Genomic DNA, 17,238 nt, shown 5'->3' on the forward strand with positions numbered 1-17,238 from the left:
GTCACGCCAGCTGCCGTTGCCGAGGTTGAACCGATAACCTCGCCGTTGATGTTGTAAAGGTGAATCACCTGCCCATCCGATTTTAGCCCGGAATCAACGCCGGCGGATGCCAGTAAATTAAGGTGGTAAGTCCATGCCACAGAACCAGCCCCATCCGCACCAAAATTCGAAGCAGCGGTAAAGGCGGCAGCAAAGGAAGCCGTGGCCACATCAGACGCCGCACCGATGGTTTGTGCATCCTGGGTATTTAATAGAATGAGGTTCTCATCGGTTGCTGCCACGGAAATAGTGGGACCGTCGTCAAGTATATCAATATTAAAATTTTTACTCAGACTATCGCCATCACTATCAATAACGGTTGCTGTAACAACGACTCTAAACAGGTCGTTATTATCAAGAGAATCAGCGTGTGGGATCGCCTTTAGTTGCGTAAATTGATATTCATTCTCCGCATTGTAAACTAACTTCCAAAATCCATCGTTATTGGTTAATGTACGAGTTTCTGGGTCCCATACAGCATTTTCTGCTGTAAATTTAACCTCACCACCGTCTGCATCAGCACCAAAATCTTTTTCTAGAACCCCAACAATAGACGTTAATCCATCTGTTTCATCTACTAATAAATCATCTGTACCAGTAATCTTAGGTCCGTCATCGTAAATAGTTATCAAAAATGGGCTACTGGCGCTGGCACCATCAGTCCTTGTTAGGGTAGCAGTCACCTCAATAGCAGTATTGTCATTGTTATCATTTGAGTCTGGATGTTTAATTGCTTCTAATTGAGAAAAATCGAATTGCTTAGTATTAGCGTTATAGCGTAGCTCCCAACTACCATCATCCGCCACTAACATTTTTTCGCCATCGTTCCATGTTGCATTGCTCGCAGAAAATGTTAAGGATTTAATTGCTAAATCCTCCACATTCGAACGCACTGTTACAGCAGCTGTTTGTAAACCATTTGACTCATCGAATGACAACCCCTGTGTTGCCAGTTGAACAGGTATTTGCGGTGTTATGGCTGGTACACCCGAATCACCTATATTTGAAATTTGAACATCTTGTACAGGTGCTCTCTCTTCAAAAAGAATAGGAACAAACCTTATTGAGTCAGTAAAGGAGAGGGAAGGTCCTAAAGTATCATACCCGGCATTAACATGCCCAACACCATAAAGTGGATCCAGAACAAATATACTACCACCGCTTCCTAAAACCGTGTCCTCACCTGCTGCGGTTTCTTCCAATGATTGCAGCAAGGCCACTGGATCAATGCCATTAGCCATTGCCTTTTCAACAAGCGCGTCAACATCAACACCCTGCTTTATACTTTTTAGCAAGGGGGAAATACCGTCGAGATTGAATGTTTGCCCAGCCCCCAAATAGATATTTTCCAACCCCTGTATATGGAGTTGAGCGTCTCCATCCATTAGCAGGAGTCGTTCTCCAGGTAATACCGTCGTACCCGTTTTTGCAATAGTTGCGTGGTTATTTGAATGAATTTTAATAAGAAAACCATTTAAGGCATCGACAACCATCGGTATATCTTTATTCATTTTAATACATCCCTAAATAAAGAAATGGAAGCTATGTCTGAATGCACAGCAAAACCGACAGATCGCCTTTTGAATTTGTATATCCTTCACAAATACTGTTTAACGATTGGATTTGCTTAAATAGAATGGTTTCCTATCCCTGAATCCTTCTCATAATGCTTTCCAGTCATAAGGATACCATTTCAACAGTATCTTGTTTAAATATAGCACAGCATGAGATTTATTTTTCCTTTTTGATTTTTTGGAACCATTTTCCTGTTATTTATTAGCTGAAACCTTGAAAAAACCCGGTTAAATAGGAAAAGATGAAAACTATCTAATTGATTTAATTAATAAAAAAAAGCTTTGTCGAAATTATTAGCCTACCCCAATGCTAAAAAATTTATCAAAAAAAACGGTATATTTTTAGCTTGTTCTCATCAAAATGACCATTAGCATAGTTATTGGCTCGTTGTATTCCATAACGAGAAAAGAGGCAGTATCTGCAATTTTGGCTTTAAGCGAGCAATATCACTCGTTATTGATGTCTTTGTGCTCTCCTCTAGCCGATAGGAGGAGAGCCAAACCACTATCCTGCTATATATCTTAGCTACATTTTGGTTCTTGTCTGTAGGTAACCAGTATTCCTTGTACATGCGCTACTTCCTTCAGCCTCTCCATACCATTCCCTGCATGGCCACGGTACTCATAAGGACCAACCACCACATTAAAGCAATCTGTACATTTGCTCAGTGACTCAATGCATGCTGCAAATCCAAGGTTGCGTAAACGGTTTCTCAATGCAATAGCATCTGCTTTTAACTTTAGACGTCCTGCAGAAACATACCAAATTCTTGGCGTCACACCAGGCGGTGGAGTCGTATTTTTTGCGATTATTGCTTTTGTTAAGGGAGTCGTATCCATATTCTTTACTGGTTGCGCCAGATATAAAGACCTGTCCGTTGTATCCGGATAGGGTAATTCATCCATCGCTTTGTTCAACAGTATATGCGTCTGGGCTGAACTGAAAACATCATTATTCACGACGTTTTGCGGTAAGCGCATCTGCAGATAACACAGCAACCGACCCATGCCATTGAGCAACCGATAACGACTATAAACCTCGTCATTGATTCCACGGGCCAACTCTATTTGTGACTGATAGTACTCATTCTGAGAATCCAGCAAATCCAGCAGTGTTCTTTTGCCAACCTTAAACTGTTCTTGATAAGCACTGCGAGTCTCTCTTGAAGCAACAACATGCCGCCGTAGCGGATTTAAACGCAACCCGGAGGCTGTCCACGCATTCCAGGACAACCGCACGGACTCCTTCATATCGATCAAAGCCTTATTCTTCAATTCATAGGCTTCTTGAACCTCATAGGCCGTCTGCCGTACATTGGCATCATCTGAACCGCCACGAAATAAATTATAATTCATCCGAATCATCGCCATTCGGTCATTATTCGGCCCTACCAATCCATCCAGGTTACGGTTTTGGGACGCACTCAATACAAAATCAACGCGCGGATAATACGCTGCCCGCGCAACATCATATTGCGATTTCGCTTCTTTCACATCCGCATAGGTTGAACGGACAGTTGGATGGTTATCTAATCCTCGCTCTATTGCCTCACCTAATGAACGAGGCAAATCCTGGTGTGTCGGTACACGCGGCCACACCAATTTCCCTGGCCACTTCCCTACAACCTTCGCGTAATTAATCCGTGCTTCCTGCAAGTTCGCTTCCGCACTGATTTTATTCGATTCCGCCAAAGCCAGGCGAGCATCGGCTTGATCCACCTCTGCCTCGCGCGATACGCCTGCTTCACTCCGATCTTTTATCATGCCAAAAACTGCACGATGCGCATGATAGTTGGTGATTGCATACCCATATAATTTTTCGTGGAGAATCACCAGTAAATAGCGATTTATGATTTCTAGCGCTAAATCTTCCGCCACGCCTTGCGTTTTCAATTCCTGCGCTTGATACAAACTCTTCGTTCGTTTGACTTCATTAACTATACCACCGCCAGCAAACAGATTTTGCTTTAACTCAATGTAGGATTCCGTACGATTCAATATCCTGATACCAGGCCCATCAATCGCTTCTGTCGTCGGGTTATCACTCCTTTCTCGACCAAAGCCCGCATTCGCATCGATAGTCGGCCACCAGCCTCCTCGAGCCTTATCTATCCCTTGACGCGCGGATAACTGCTTCGCCGTGTTATATAGAACATCAGGGTTAGAAATCATCCCGTGCTGCACTGCTTCATTTAATGTGTCCGCTCTTAATGGAGAGGTTGCAACAATAGCCAATACCAGTAAGCAATACCTCATTCATCCATCCTCTTCTTCCTAAATGCCTTCATTTATCCCAATAAGCTAATGCATCCCCCCCCTAACATCAACTTATTTTTCCTATAAATTTTAGTCTGTTATCATTAGATAACTTCTCTTGCTCAATTCATAAAAACATAATGCAAAATGATTTAACTGCTCTCACTGTCACTCAACTTAACCAACAAGTCCGATCCTGGCTAGAGCTGGAAATGGGGAATGTTACGGTTACAGGTGAATTATCTAATTTAAGTAAACCTGGTTCCGGACATTTTTATTTTACTCTAAAAGATCCTACTGCCCAATTACGTTGTGTTTATTTCCGTAACCACCACAATAGCATGAGTAAAAATTTTCAGGACGGCCAGCAAGTCCTCGCTCAAGGCAAATTAAGCTTGTATGAGGCCCGAGGTGATTACCAACTGATTGTCTACTCTTTGAATGAAGCTGGTTTGGGTGCACTCTACCGTCAATTTGAGGAATTGAAAACAAAACTTCAAGCACAAGGTTTATTTGCACAAGATAAAAAAAAGAGCATTCCACGTTACCCTACTGTCATTGGAATCATTACCTCACCAACAGGAGCTGCTCTTCGCGATATCCTCATTACTTTAGCACGGCGCTTTCCTCTAGCGGCTGTTAAAATTTATGCGAGTGAAGTTCAAGGGAGGGATGCGGCTAAACAGCTTATTAAAGCGATCAAAAAAGCGAATCAAGATAAAAAATCCGATGTTCTGATTTTAGCGCGTGGAGGGGGTAGTATAGAAGATCTCTGGGCTTTTAATGACGAGCAATTAGCTTTGGCAATCAGAGGCAGTACCATACCAATTGTCTCAGGAGTTGGACACGAAACTGATTTTACTATCGCTGATTTTGTTGCCGATTTGCGAGCTGCAACACCAACAGCAGCAGCCGAGGCTGTTACACCAAACCAGTTTGATTTATTAAACACACTTATTTCTCTTGAGCAACGACTGTTAAGAGCAATAAACCGCTTTATTCAACATAAACAATTGTTACTCTCTCATTGCACTACCAAAATCTTATCACCAGAGCACTTAATTAATAAGCATTACCAAACGCTCGATTATCTCGAACGACACCTCAATCAAGGCTTACGAAATTTAGTAAATCAGAAAAAAAATCATGTCCATTTACTAATAACTAATCTTCATGCAAAAAATCCGATAATCCTTTTACAGCAATCGAAAGCAAAATTACAATATCTTGAACAACAACTCACCCACAATCTAATTGCCAAAGTAAATGGATTAAAGCAAATTTTTTCTTCCCGTTTGGCAACATTGCATGCAGTGAGCCCTCTAGCTACACTGGAAAGAGGTTATGCTATCGCAACTCATGATAAAACTATTCTTTTCGATAGCAACCAAGTCAAAAAAGGCGATAATATTGAATTAAGATTGGCAAAAGGACGTCTCATGTGTGAAGTCATTAATAATGAGGAATAAAAGGATGAAAAATTTTTCTCAGCGTTTAACGATTGGTTTGATGTTTGTTTTTTTCCTAATAAACACCACATACGCCGCTTTGCCCTATCAGCTACCAGAAAATCATTCAGTCAATGGCGGCCTAACCATTATTCCTATTGACATCAAACAAAAACCTGAAGCCTACTACGACAACAAAAAAATAGCTGTTATGCCAAGTACACAATCCAATCAATGGCTACTGATTGTCGGAATCCCCTTGGACAAAGAAGAAGCTATTCAAACTCTTATGATCACCAAACCCTACAAAGCCTCTATCCCTTTTCATGTCACTGATAAATTTTATAGTACTCAGTATTTGACGATTGCAAACAAACGCCAGGTTGATCCCTACGAAGAAGATAAACAACGAATAGACAACGAAACGAAAGAAATGGCTACTCTTTTTGCCGAATTTACTCCTGCCAATCCTTTCGCCGAAGGTTTTAAGGCTCCAGCGCATGGTCCTATTACCGGTCTATTTGGCTTAAAACGACGATACAATAATCAGCCGCGCCCACCTCACTCTGGTTTAGACATTGGAGCCCCAGAAAATACGCCTGTCCATACTATCGCCAAGGGAAAAGTAGTCGCTACCAACGATTATTTTTTTACAGGTAATACTGTTATTGTCGATCACGGTATGGGCGTCTTTTCTCTCTATGCGCATTTGAAGCGCATCGATGTCAAAAAGGGAGATACTTTGAACCAAGGACAACAAGTGGGCATCGTTGGTCAAACCGGCCGAGCAACTGGACCCCATTTACACTGGTCAATGGTAATGAATCAAACCTTAGTCGATCCCCTTCTTTTTGTGCCCGTACGTATCATAACGGCTGTACCCAAACCAGCCGAGGTAAAAACACCCATGAACCCAGCGAATTAATACTATGCTCGAACAACTTAATACCAGCCTGACTTTGATTATTAGTCAGACACAACAAAATCTGAAGATCCTGGCTATTATCCTCTTTCTGCCTTGGTCCATTTACTTTATAAATTTCTTCCTGGGCAAGCGTTTACTTTATTTGGGCATCATTCCCAGGCACATGATTGGTCTACCCGGTATAGTATTTTCACCGCTACTGCACCTTAACTTTAATCATCTTTTTTTCAATTCAATTCCACTTTTAGTATTAAGCAATTTTGTTTTGATTAATGGCTTGACTTATTTTTTATGGGTTACCCTGGTTATTGCCATTATTAGTGGTTTTTTAACCTGGTGCTTTGCAAAACCCGGAATACATGTTGGTGCCAGTGGTTTGATTACCGGTTATTGGGGATTACTGGTCACCGACATTTTGCAGCAAGGTACTCTTACTGCGATCATTCTCGGTGTAATCAGTTTGTATTATTTCGCTGGGATTTTTCTAGGTGTATTTCCCGGGAAAAAAGGCGTCTCCTGGGAAGGCCATTTATTCGGTTTATTAGCAGGTTTAATAACCAGCTATCTACCTCATTCTTTCCTTAGCGCTTGAAACTCAAAGAAGGATCAAAAACAAGCCTGAGTTCCTGCATGCAGGTATACTATTAATCCTACAAATCACAAGTTATAAGAGTCGCTGCTTTGGAGCTTTTATAGTATACTCTTGCCCCTTAAAACATACTGGCAGCTTGTACAACTTATGGCGACAACAATACTTAATTATCCCAAAATTGACACAAAACAAACCTGGGGACAGTTATACGGCTGCAGTCTACCCCTAGCGGTTGCTGAGTATTGTCATCAAAAAACGGGCGTCAAGCTGATAATTGCACCTGATAATTTAACAGCCGCCCAGCTACTTACCGAGTTACGATTTTTTCTTACTGATTTAACCACGCAGGAATTACTATTTTTTCCCGATTGGGAAACCCTGCCTTATGATCAATTTTCCCCACATCAGGATATTATTTCTGAACGTTTATCGACTCTCAGTCGTTTACATCAAACCACCAATGCAATCGTCATTAGTTCTGCCAGTACGTTGATGCATCGTCTTTGCCCACCCCAATTTTTACATCACCATGCCCTTCTCTTAAAGGAAGGGCAGACCCTGAATTTAGAGCAATTCCGACATCAGTTACAACAAGCCGGCTACCACTGCGTCAATAAAGTATTAGAACATGGTGAGTTTGCCATTCGTGGCGCTATTATTGATGTCTTTCCTATGGGAAGTAACATCCCGTTTCGAATAGAATTATTCGATAATGTCATTGATAGTCTTCGGCAATTTGATACTGAATCACAACGAACTGTAGCTAAAATTACCGATATCCATGTTTTGCCAGCACGTGAGTTTCCTTTAAACGAAAAAAGCATAACCCTATTCCGCCGTGCGTTTAGGGAGCAATTTCCTGGAAATCCAAGTCAGTGTCCAGTCTACGAAGCGGTAAGTGATGGACAATACCCTTCCGGTATTGAGTATTACTTACCTTTGTTTTTCGATAAAACAGCTACCTTTTTCGATTATCTTCCAACCGATACCAGCGTTTTTTTGATTGAAGAAATCCAGCAACAGGCAGAGCAATTCTGGCACGAACTAACAACCCGTTATGAACAACGAAGCTACGATATTTCCCGTCCCATTTTAAAACCAAGTGCGTGTTTTTTGACCACGACGGAATTACTAACTCTGGCCAATCAATATCAGCAAATACGTTGTTATCACAAAGCAGTTGAAAAAAAGGGGGCTATAAATTTCAACATTAACAAAGCGCCTTCTCTTCCTTTAGAGCGTCAAAGTACCCAACCACTCCTGAATTTGAGTAATTACCTCGCAGATAAAAATAGACGTTATTTATTGGTAGTTGAGAGTGCTGGGCGGCGCGAGGTTTTATTGGATTTACTTAGGCAAGGCGATATAACCGCCAAAATACAACCCTCTTGGCAATCATTTATCAATGACAAAGAAACTATTAACATTATTACCGGTCCTCTGATTTATGGCACAGAGTTAATTGAACAACAAATTGCTGTTATCGTTGAAGCCCAACTCTTTGGAGAACAGGCGACTCCTCAACGGCGTAGCAGCCAAAAAGCAGTTGATCCCGATTTAATCATCCGTAATTTGGCTGAATTACGCTTAGATACTCCGGTTGTACATTTACAATTCGGTGTCGGCCGCTACCAGGGACTCAAAACCATTGAAAGCAATGGCATTGCCAACGAATTTCTCATCCTGGCCTATGCCGGTGATGATAAAATATATGTCCCTGTCACCTCACTGCATCTTATAAGTCGTTATACAGGCATGGATAGTGAGCATGCTCCACTGCACAAGCTGGGTAGTGACCAATGGCAAAAAGAAAAGAAGAAAGCGGCTGAAAAAATTCATGATATAGCCATTGAATTATTAGAAATTTATGCCAAACGTGAAGCTAAACCGGGTTATGTTTATCAATTTGATGCCAATGATTATCAACGTTTTGCCAGTGGCTTCCCGTTTGCGGAAACAACGGATCAACTACGTGCTATTGAGCAAATTATCCAGGATATGCAGTCACCTCGTCCTATGGATCGGTTAATCTGCGGGGATGTCGGTTTTGGTAAAACTGAAGTAGCTATGCGGGCTGCCTTCCTAGCAGTACAGAACAGTAAACAAGTTTGTGTTCTCGTTCCAACTACTTTGCTCGCTGGTCAACATTTTGAGAATTTCCGCGATCGTTTTGCTCAATTCCCTATCAATATAGAATTGTTATCTCGTTTTCGTAGCGGCAAAGAAGCCGAAAAAGTAATCGAGTCATTAAAAAACGGTCAGGTAGATATCGTTATCGGTACTCATAAACTTTTTTCCAAAGATATCCAGTTTAAAAATTTAGGCTTACTGGTGATTGATGAAGAGCATCGCTTTGGTGTCAAGCAGAAAGAACATATACGTTCATTACGCACACATGTTGATATTCTATCAATGACTGCTACCCCTATCCCGCGAACACTCAACATGGCCATGGCCGGTATACGCGATATTTCTCTAATCGCAACACCACCTGCCAAACGGTTAGCGATTAAAACGTTTTGGCAAGAAAAAAATAACGCTATCCTGCGTGAGGCCATATTGCGCGAAATTTTACGCGGCGGCCAGGTTTATTTTCTCCATAACAATGTCCAAACGATCGAACGCGTAAGCCAGGATTTACAAGAACTTGTTCCCGAGGCCAAAATTCGCAGCGCTCACGGTCAGATGCGTGAGCGTGAACTAGAACGCATTATGTCCGATTTTTATCATCACCGATTTAATGTGCTAGTTTGTACCACCATCATTGAAACAGGTATTGATATCCCGACAGCCAACACCATCATTATCGATAGAGCCGATAAGTTTGGTTTAGCGCAATTACATCAATTACGTGGCCGTGTTGGCCGTTCTCACCATCAAGCTTATGCATATCTCCTCACGCCTAATGAAAAATCATTAACTGCTGATGCTGTTAAACGATTAGAGGCCATTGTTTCTCTCGAAGATTTGGGTGCCGGCTTCACTTTAGCGACTCATGATTTAGAAATTCGCGGGGCTGGCGAATTATTAGGAGAAGAGCAAAGTGGTAATATCCATGCTGTAGGTTTCAGTTTGTTTATGGAAATGCTGGACAGAGCCGTCAGCGATTTAAAAGCAGGAAAAACACCAGAATTGGCTGCACCAATCCAACAGGGTCCAGAAATTGATCTACGTTTAAGCGCAATTATTCCTGAAGATTATATCGCTGATGTGCATACCCGTCTCATTATGTACAAACGTATAGCGAATGCGAAAGACAAACAACAATTACGTGATTTGCAAATTGAAATGATTGATCGCTTTGGCTTACTTCCCCAACCAGCCAAGCAATTATTGCTAATTACAGAATTAAAATTATTGGCAACCCAATTAGCGATTAATAAAATTAATTCAGCCCAACAGACGGGCAAGATTGAATTTGGTGAGAAACCCGCGATTGATCCCGGCATTTTGATCAATTTGATTCAACTACAAGCAAAGCGCTACCAAATGGAAGGTCCTACCCGCTTGCGTTTTACTTTGGATAGTACCTCCCCAGAAGAACGTATTCATGAGATTCAAGCTTTACTAATGAAACTGGCTAATAAATCTGGTGAGTAATCTAAGCCCAAATAATGACGTTATGGTCGGTAATTGCCTCCCGTATTAAGTCTTTATAGGTTGATTCCACAACAGGACGCTTAACCTTCAATGTTGGCGTAAGCAGTCCATTCTCAGGTGTCCATGCCTCTTGCAAAATAATCACATGGCAAATTTTTTCATAACTGACCAGTTCACTATTAATTTTATGCAAATCTTCTTGTAGGCTCTTCTTGATTTCTTCCTTTTCCTGACTCCTCCCTGATTCGCTTAAGGTAATTAGTAAAACGTTATGAGGTAACTCCTTGCCAACCATACAAAGCTGCTCTATGAATTGATTTGATGAAAATCGTTTCTCAATAGCTGACGGGGCGATGAATTCTCCTTTTTGATTTTTAAAATTCTCTGATAAACGCCCTAGTATTTTTACATTATTGTGTTCATCAAGTTCAACTATATCACCGGTATGCAACCATCCATCGCTGGTAAAAGCTGCTTTAGTTGCAGCTTTCTCTTTAAAATATTCCTTCATCAAACAAGGCGATTTAAGAAGCAACTCGTTCTCATCACCAAGTTTAATCTCAACGTATTTTCTTGGTGTACCCACATAACCAGGACGACGCTGTTCTAAAGTAGAAAAAGTAGCATAAGCAAGATTTTCGGTTTGTCCGTAGCCCTCTTGAATATGAATATCAAGCTTGTCAAAAAAACCAAGAATTGATACTGGCAAATGCGAAGCGCCAGAAAAACTATTAGTGCAGCGGCAAAGACCAAGCTGGTGCTTAATTTTCTTTTTGATTACAGAAGAAATGCCAGGTATTTTGAGCAAAAAATTCAAAATCGCAGGAGATAGTTTCTGCTCTATTTTTTGCTGAAAAACCCCCCAAATCCGCGGAACTGCAGTAAAGAAGGTGGGTTCAGCTTCTCGCAAATTCTCAATAAATTTATCCAGGCTTTCAACGAAAGACACATCACAGGGTATCGTAATACTCCCTAATTGGATTGCTGAACGTTCATAAACGTGAGCTAGAGGTAAATAAGACATAAGATGATAATGAGCGACCTTTTTAATACGCTGAATGTCTTCAGGAAAAATTTTTAGGTAATTAGCAATTGTTTCATGCGTATAAACCGCTCCTTTAGGCAGCCCAGAAGTCCCTGAAGAATAAATAATCGTGAATAGATCATCTGGAGATGAGTCCACAATATCTGTTAAAGGCTCCTTAGCGAGAATATCTGCCCAATGGTTATTCGTATTGAGCTTAGGATGATAATCAAAATTTACTGTCGGCAAATCGGCGGGAATATAGCTACGAACTCGTACACAATCATCTAATTTTCCAATAAATACGAGCTTTACTTCTGCGTGCTTTAAAACATATTCAATGCTGTCATGGTGCTGATTTGCAAATAAAGGTACACTGGCCATACCTGCCAAACTAATACCAAAATCAGTAATAAACCATTCGGCACAATTTTTGGAAAAAATAGCAATATGGTCACCTTTTTTTAGACCAGCATCCTGCAAAAAACGGGCAATTTGCCTGGCTTGGCGAATAACCATCTGCCATGTATATTCATACCACTTTCCATTACGAGGTTGTCTTAAATAGACTTTTTCACCATGCTTTTTTTCGTTTTCTAATAAAAGTTGGTTAAGCGAATTTTGTAATATTTTTTTTGCCATAGCCTGGCCTTGAACGCTTTTTAACTATTATTTTAGTATCAGAACCCCAAGTTTGCTCTGTGAATTAACTTAAATCGATACAATAACTATTTTCTATAAAAAGGTTGTTTACATTTCACTAAATTAAAAGCATAGAATTTTAACAGGGGAACCAAGTAGGTCGGACCCCGGCCTAACAAGCTGTTTGGCGAAGTCTGACCTACTTTTACTTAAGCAATTGAAGGAGATTCTGCTAATTGGTGCTCTCTATCTTTGACGGGGAGATCGTCACTACCTTTTGTTATTTTTCGGTGCGCTTGCCTATGCTGCTTATGACCGAATATACCATAGCTATCTAACTGTCTATTTAATGAACCGTCTAATTTTGTCCCTGATTCTCTACGTATTATTCGTGGTTTCCCCAAAACTTCACGCAAATAATCTACTATCTCTATCTGCTTAGTTGTGCTGGCTTTTCGAAGCGCTAATTCTAGTACAGCTTTTCGAGGTTTATTATCGGATAATAAACTACAAAAACCTTGCACCATGGCGATTTGTTTGCCTTTTACAGCAGTTAATAAACCTTGTTCCACTATACGTTGCGAAGGAGCATTGGTGGGCAAATTACAAAGATACAATGCCGCTGCTGTATCACCTAATTTAATGGCTGCCTGCAGAGCATTTTCAGTCCCCTGGCGACTAGGTGGATTGCTTAAATGACAGAAAAACTCTATAGCTGTTGCCTGCTGTGATTTAACTGCCGACAATATCCCAAAATCAACTGCGCCCTGTAAAAAGCGATTTGTTGGTAAACTGCAAAAATAAGCTATAACGTCTTGTTTTCCTGCTTTTATAGAAGCTTGTAAAGCTTTTCCCTGAACTTGTGGACTTGGTTTATTTAATTCTAAATTTGATAAATAGTTTACTAAAGGCAAATGACCATTTGCCGCAGCCTCAATTAAGGCCGATTCAATAAGCGTTCGGCTTAAAGGATTATCCTTCAAACCGCAGAAATAGCTTATAAACTCAAGATTGCCAACCCGAGCCATTTTATTCATTATTCGGTCAATCACTAGTTGGCGAGGCGCATTATTTTCTAACCTGTAGAGACGTTTAGCCAACTCCAAACAATTAGTTTCTGCCGCCTGTTCAAACATTTTTTCAATTTGCAGTTGTGAGGGTGCATTGACTGGTAAGGAGCAAAAATATTCAGCTAAATCCCAATGCTCTAACTTCGCTGCAAGTCTAAATCCTCTTTCAATAACTTCTTTACTAAAAGAGTTACCTGTCAACTGGCAAAGATAACGCACCACATTAATATGATTATTGGTAATTGCACCCTCAAGTGCTTTTTCTAAAATTTTTTTAGGAGGTAAGGGATTATCGTCATTACAAAAGACTCCTACAGCAGTTAGTTCCCCCTGCTCAGCAGCCTGCATTAAAACGAGATAAATTGTCCTTCGTGTGAATAATTTAATTGTATCAGCACAAAGGTAATTGACCACAGGCCAATGACCAACTTCGGCTGCAAGCAACAACGCTTTATTCATCACAGGCTTACTTTGTTGTTTTATTGCTGCAATATTCGTAAGAAGTCCCAGATTGCCTTGTCTGGCAGCTTTAAGGAAAACCGTCTCACCACCATAATCTCTCGCCCACCAATTGCGGCGTTGAATAGGAGCGGCCTCAAGCTTATCGATAATTGTATCTCTAATTAATTCGTCATCAATTGCCGTCAGGATTTCAACTAACACACGCTCATATTCACTAATATCTTCCGATGGTTGTGTTGGCGATTGTAATGACAATAATTCAATAAAGGCATTAATATCAAAAGCACTGCCCTGCTTGTTAAAACAAGCTTGGGCAATCCGAATATACAACGTATATTTGTCATAAAAATCAAATTTGGGCTGAGAATTGAGGTAGGTTAAAGTCTGCAATTTCCGCGATACCTCGAACCAGGTGTCTTCAATTAACTGATAGCTTTCAATAGTCAGCGAACTCTGTTCAGTACCCCTGGCAATGCACTCCTCAAGCTGTCGCTGTAACTGGGCAGAACGACGAGCCAGGTGAATAGCCCATCCTGGGTATCTTTTTAATTGCCTCAATAACTCGATATCATCAATTAAATGAGAGTTGTCGAAAAGCTTTTCAATAATTGCATCAAATACCTGACCCGCAGAGGGATGATTATGCTTCAAGAAGACAGTAAGCATAACCAGCAATTGGGCAATTACATCAAGTCCAGACGCGTCAGAACTATTAAGTTGCTGAATATATTTCTCCACATTGACTGCTTTTATCTTTTCAAACAAGGCTGGTTTATAAGGCAATAAATGCAAGATTGCGCCGCTATTTAATGAAATCAACTGCTCAACGGTGGACTCCTCTATTAATTTAGCCAGCTCTTTCAAAAATGCAGGTTGTCCTACGGCAATAAGATTAATAAGAGCCGGTAATTCTTTGGTTAACATACTTTCATGATTCAGGCTACGCTTTAAAGCATTCAGCCAATTTTGACTCTCAGGTTCGGTAGGCGTTATTACCGCAGCAACTAAGAAGGGTTGACCGAATAACTTAGAAAGTGCAGCAAAATTCTCTTCCGTAGGTGTAAAATCCAGAGGGGCATCTGACACCTGCACCGACAGAAGTTCCTCTTCTCTATGCAGGACACCATCTAAGCTATAAGACTCAAATCCACGCTCATCACAACTCACCTTGCCAGCCTGGACAACCAATTTTTTTGCTTCAGGAAATTGGGCCAGAAGCCTATATAATTGACGGATAGCACTCTCTTCCTGATCGAGAGTAAATAGATGATATCTTAGAAAATTATGTAGTAAATTCGTTCTTAGAATTGTCCTTGAAGAAACGCCCTGCTGTAACAGCCACAATAATAAAGCTGCAAATTTTTCAACGTCATACAATTCAGTATTAAATAACGCACTAATTCCCAGCGCATTTTTCTGTTCAGCTAATTCCTCTGAAAAAAACGCCAGGTAGGTTTCGACAGATTTGACCGCCTCCCTCATTTTGATCTCAGCCAATTCTTTCGCTACCTGGCGATTGATCCCCTCACAATCTTTAAATAAAGATTTATTTTCTTCATAAAATTTTAATGTTTTGGTTTTATCTTCATGCAACAAAACCATAAATAGATGCGTACTTTTAAGAACAAGCGTAGCTTCCTTATTTTCCGCGAGAAGACTCAAACAATACTTAAGAGCCAGGGAGAATAAGCTATCACTTACAATCGCTGTTAATTCCTTTTTACCGAATTCTATAAAATTCAAGAGATGCAGATGTTTTTCTACATCTTGAGCTTCTGGAAGAGAAGTATGGCTTGTATCGATTTTTCTGCGTTTGCTAAACCATGCGACTCTGACCTTTGCGATTAATTGTTTATGAATTTGTTGCTCGACTGCCTGTTCTTTCTCAAAATAAGAGAGTGTCAGGGATTGGTTTTCAAAAGGAAAGTCTTCTTGGGTACCCTCTATCCATGCTACTAAACTGCTTAACATATTCACTCTCCTTATGAACGGGCATAAATTGATTATAAAGAAGCCGTTATAAAGAACAAGAGTTTTTTTGTACGGTAGGATAATTTTTTAGGCTTGACGCGCAGGTGGTAGGCGAAAAGATCGCCAAAAGATCATCGTGACAGAATATAAGCAGAAAGTTTTAAAGCACCCAAATTAACGGGTGCCGCCAATAGTCAGAGCATCAATTTTAAGGGTTGGTTGTCCTACGCCGACAGGGACTGATTGGCCATCTTTACCACAAACACCGATACCACCGTCCAATGAAAGATCATTTCCAACCATAGAGATTTTTTTCATGACTTCAGGGCCATTGCCAATTAAGGTAGCCCCCTTAACAGGTTTGGTCACTTTGCCATCTTCGATGAGATAAGCTTCGCTGGCAGAAAAAACAAATTGCCCAGATGTGATATCAACCTGCCCACCACCAAAATTTACGGCATATAAACCGCGTTTTACCGAACGCAGAATTTCCTCAGGACTGTAATTTCCTGACAGCATATAAGTATTTGTCATTCTTGGCATTGGTAAATGAGCATAAGACTCCCGCCGGCAATTACCTGTAGGTTTCATACCCATTAATTTGGCATTTAATTTATCCTGCATATAATTGACTAGTACCCCATCATCAATCAGGGTAGTGCACTGGGAAGGAGTTCCTTCATCATCAATGGTGAGTGAACCTCGTCGATCTTTTAGAGTGCCATCATCGACTACGGTAACACCCTTCGCAGCAACCTGCTGTCCCAAACGACCTGAAAAAGCGGATAAACCTTTACGATTAAAATCACCTTCCAAACCATGCCCTACTGCTTCGTGAAGCAAAACCCCAGGCCAACCAGGTCCCAGGATCACTGGCATAGTACCAGCAGGTGCTTCTTCTGCTTCAAGATTAATTAATGCTTCACGCACTGCTTCACGCGCATAACCCAGTGCTCTTTCCTGTTCCAGAAAATACGAATAGGCCACACGTCCACCGCCGCCGGAGCGAGCCGATTCTCGACGGCCGTTTTTATCTTCAACAATCACACTGACATTAACACTGACTAAAGGCCTGATATCAGCAATCATTTCTCCGTGTATACCAGCCACCATAACGACTTCGAAACAACCGCTTAAAGAAGCATTAACCTGAATTACTCTCGGATCTATCCGTCTCGCTTCTTTATCGATCGCTTCAAGCAAGGCAATCTTTTCCTGTTTGGTCATGCCTTCGATGGGATTTATATCGGCATAACGTGTAATAGGCGAAGCTGCTACTTGGATCGATTGAGTCGCCTTTGTGCCACTAAAAGCAATAGAACGTGCCGCATCAGCCGCACGCTGCATTGCAGGCAATAAAATATCATCGCAATAAGCATAACCTGTTTTATCACCACTGACTGCTCGAATGCCAACCCCACGATCAATGGAATAGCTACCGCTTTTAACTTCTGAATCTTCCAGATACCACGATTCATAGCTACTACTTTGGAAATAAAGATCAGCATCATCTACATGTCGACCCATCATCGAACGAATCAATTTTTCGACTACCGACTCATCCAGAGAAGCTGGTTTTAATAACAAATCTTTAGCAATAGTTAATACTTGAGACATAATTTTACCTTCAAAAAT

The 17,238-nt window shown here is 40.9% G+C and carries 9 protein-coding genes; 4 read left to right on the forward strand and 5 right to left on the reverse strand.

Translation table 11 applies throughout. The features are described 5' to 3' along the window. Positions 1 to 1,550: DUF5801 repeats-in-toxin domain-containing protein (locus ACN4Z1_RS11285; RefSeq protein WP_419413453.1), on the reverse strand; the 1,550-nt coding region annotated here is incomplete at its 3' end. Positions 1,551 to 2,135: 585 nt separating this feature from the next. Beyond that, on the reverse strand, positions 2,136 to 3,869 hold the full coding sequence (locus ACN4Z1_RS11290) for a TolC family outer membrane protein (RefSeq protein WP_419413454.1): 1,734 nt from the start codon (positions 3,867 to 3,869) through the stop codon (positions 2,136 to 2,138). A gap of 140 nt (positions 3,870 to 4,009) precedes the next feature. Between ACN4Z1_RS11290 and xseA the strand changes: the two genes are divergently transcribed. The 4 genes from xseA (at position 4,010) to mfd (ending at position 10,434) form a co-directional block, all read left to right on the forward strand. Continuing rightward, complete coding sequence (gene xseA, locus ACN4Z1_RS11295) at positions 4,010 to 5,338, forward strand: exodeoxyribonuclease VII large subunit (protein ID WP_228364936.1); 1,329 nt, start codon at positions 4,010 to 4,012, stop codon at positions 5,336 to 5,338. Between the two features lie 4 nt (positions 5,339 to 5,342). Continuing rightward, the gene (locus ACN4Z1_RS11300; protein WP_370634621.1) at positions 5,343 to 6,242 is read left to right on the forward strand and encodes a peptidoglycan DD-metalloendopeptidase family protein; all 900 of its coding nucleotides are present in this window, start codon (positions 5,343 to 5,345) and stop codon (positions 6,240 to 6,242) included. 4 nt (positions 6,243 to 6,246) lie between these two features. Further along, positions 6,247 to 6,834 (forward strand): rhomboid family intramembrane serine protease, encoded by a 588-nt coding sequence (locus tag ACN4Z1_RS11305; protein WP_115221577.1) that lies wholly within the window; start codon positions 6,247 to 6,249, stop codon positions 6,832 to 6,834. Between the two features lie 147 nt (positions 6,835 to 6,981). Further along, the gene (gene mfd / locus ACN4Z1_RS11310) at positions 6,982 to 10,434 is read left to right on the forward strand and encodes a transcription-repair coupling factor (protein WP_228364935.1); all 3,453 of its coding nucleotides are present in this window, start codon (positions 6,982 to 6,984) and stop codon (positions 10,432 to 10,434) included. 1 nt (position 10,435) lies between these two features. Here the strand turns inward: mfd and ACN4Z1_RS11315 are convergent, their stop codons facing one another. The 3 genes from ACN4Z1_RS11315 to tldD all read right to left on the reverse strand — a co-directional run bounded on the left by ACN4Z1_RS11315 (position 10,436) and on the right by tldD (position 17,220). After that, entirely contained in the window at positions 10,436 to 12,100 is a 1,665-nt protein-coding gene (locus ACN4Z1_RS11315) for an AMP-binding protein (RefSeq protein WP_228364934.1), read from the reverse strand. Between the two features lie 209 nt (positions 12,101 to 12,309). Further along, a complete protein-coding gene (locus ACN4Z1_RS11320) occupies positions 12,310 to 15,603 on the reverse strand; it encodes a hypothetical protein (protein ID WP_228364933.1) in 3,294 nt (1,097 codons plus the stop codon). 174 nt (positions 15,604 to 15,777) lie between these two features. Beyond that, on the reverse strand, positions 15,778 to 17,220 hold the full coding sequence (gene tldD / locus ACN4Z1_RS11325; protein WP_228364932.1) for a metalloprotease TldD: 1,443 nt from the start codon (positions 17,218 to 17,220) through the stop codon (positions 15,778 to 15,780). Positions 17,221 to 17,238 lie beyond the last annotated feature (18 nt).

It is taken from the genome of Legionella sp. ST3F1, assembly GCF_048553315.1.
GTDB lineage: Bacteria > Pseudomonadota > Gammaproteobacteria > Legionellales > Legionellaceae > Tatlockia > Tatlockia donaldsonii.

What these genes read in the sequence shown, in the direction of transcription:
- ACN4Z1_RS11315 (WP_228364934.1), bottom strand. Translation starts at nt 12,100, where the DNA reads ATGGCAAAAAAAATATTACAAAATTCGCTTAACCAACTTTTATTAGAA.
- ACN4Z1_RS11305 (WP_115221577.1), top strand. Translation starts at nt 6,247, where the DNA reads ATGCTCGAACAACTTAATACCAGCCTGACTTTGATTATTAGTCAGACA.
- ACN4Z1_RS11290 (WP_419413454.1), bottom strand. Translation starts at nt 3,869, where the DNA reads ATGAGGTATTGCTTACTGGTATTGGCTATTGTTGCAACCTCTCCATTA.
- tldD (WP_228364932.1), bottom strand. Translation starts at nt 17,220, where the DNA reads ATGTCTCAAGTATTAACTATTGCTAAAGATTTGTTATTAAAACCAGCT.
- mfd (WP_228364935.1), top strand. Translation starts at nt 6,982, where the DNA reads ATGGCGACAACAATACTTAATTATCCCAAAATTGACACAAAACAAACC.
- ACN4Z1_RS11320 (WP_228364933.1), bottom strand. Translation starts at nt 15,603, where the DNA reads ATGTTAAGCAGTTTAGTAGCATGGATAGAGGGTACCCAAGAAGACTTT.
- ACN4Z1_RS11300 (WP_370634621.1), top strand. Translation starts at nt 5,343, where the DNA reads ATGAAAAATTTTTCTCAGCGTTTAACGATTGGTTTGATGTTTGTTTTT.
- xseA (WP_228364936.1), top strand. Translation starts at nt 4,010, where the DNA reads ATGCAAAATGATTTAACTGCTCTCACTGTCACTCAACTTAACCAACAA.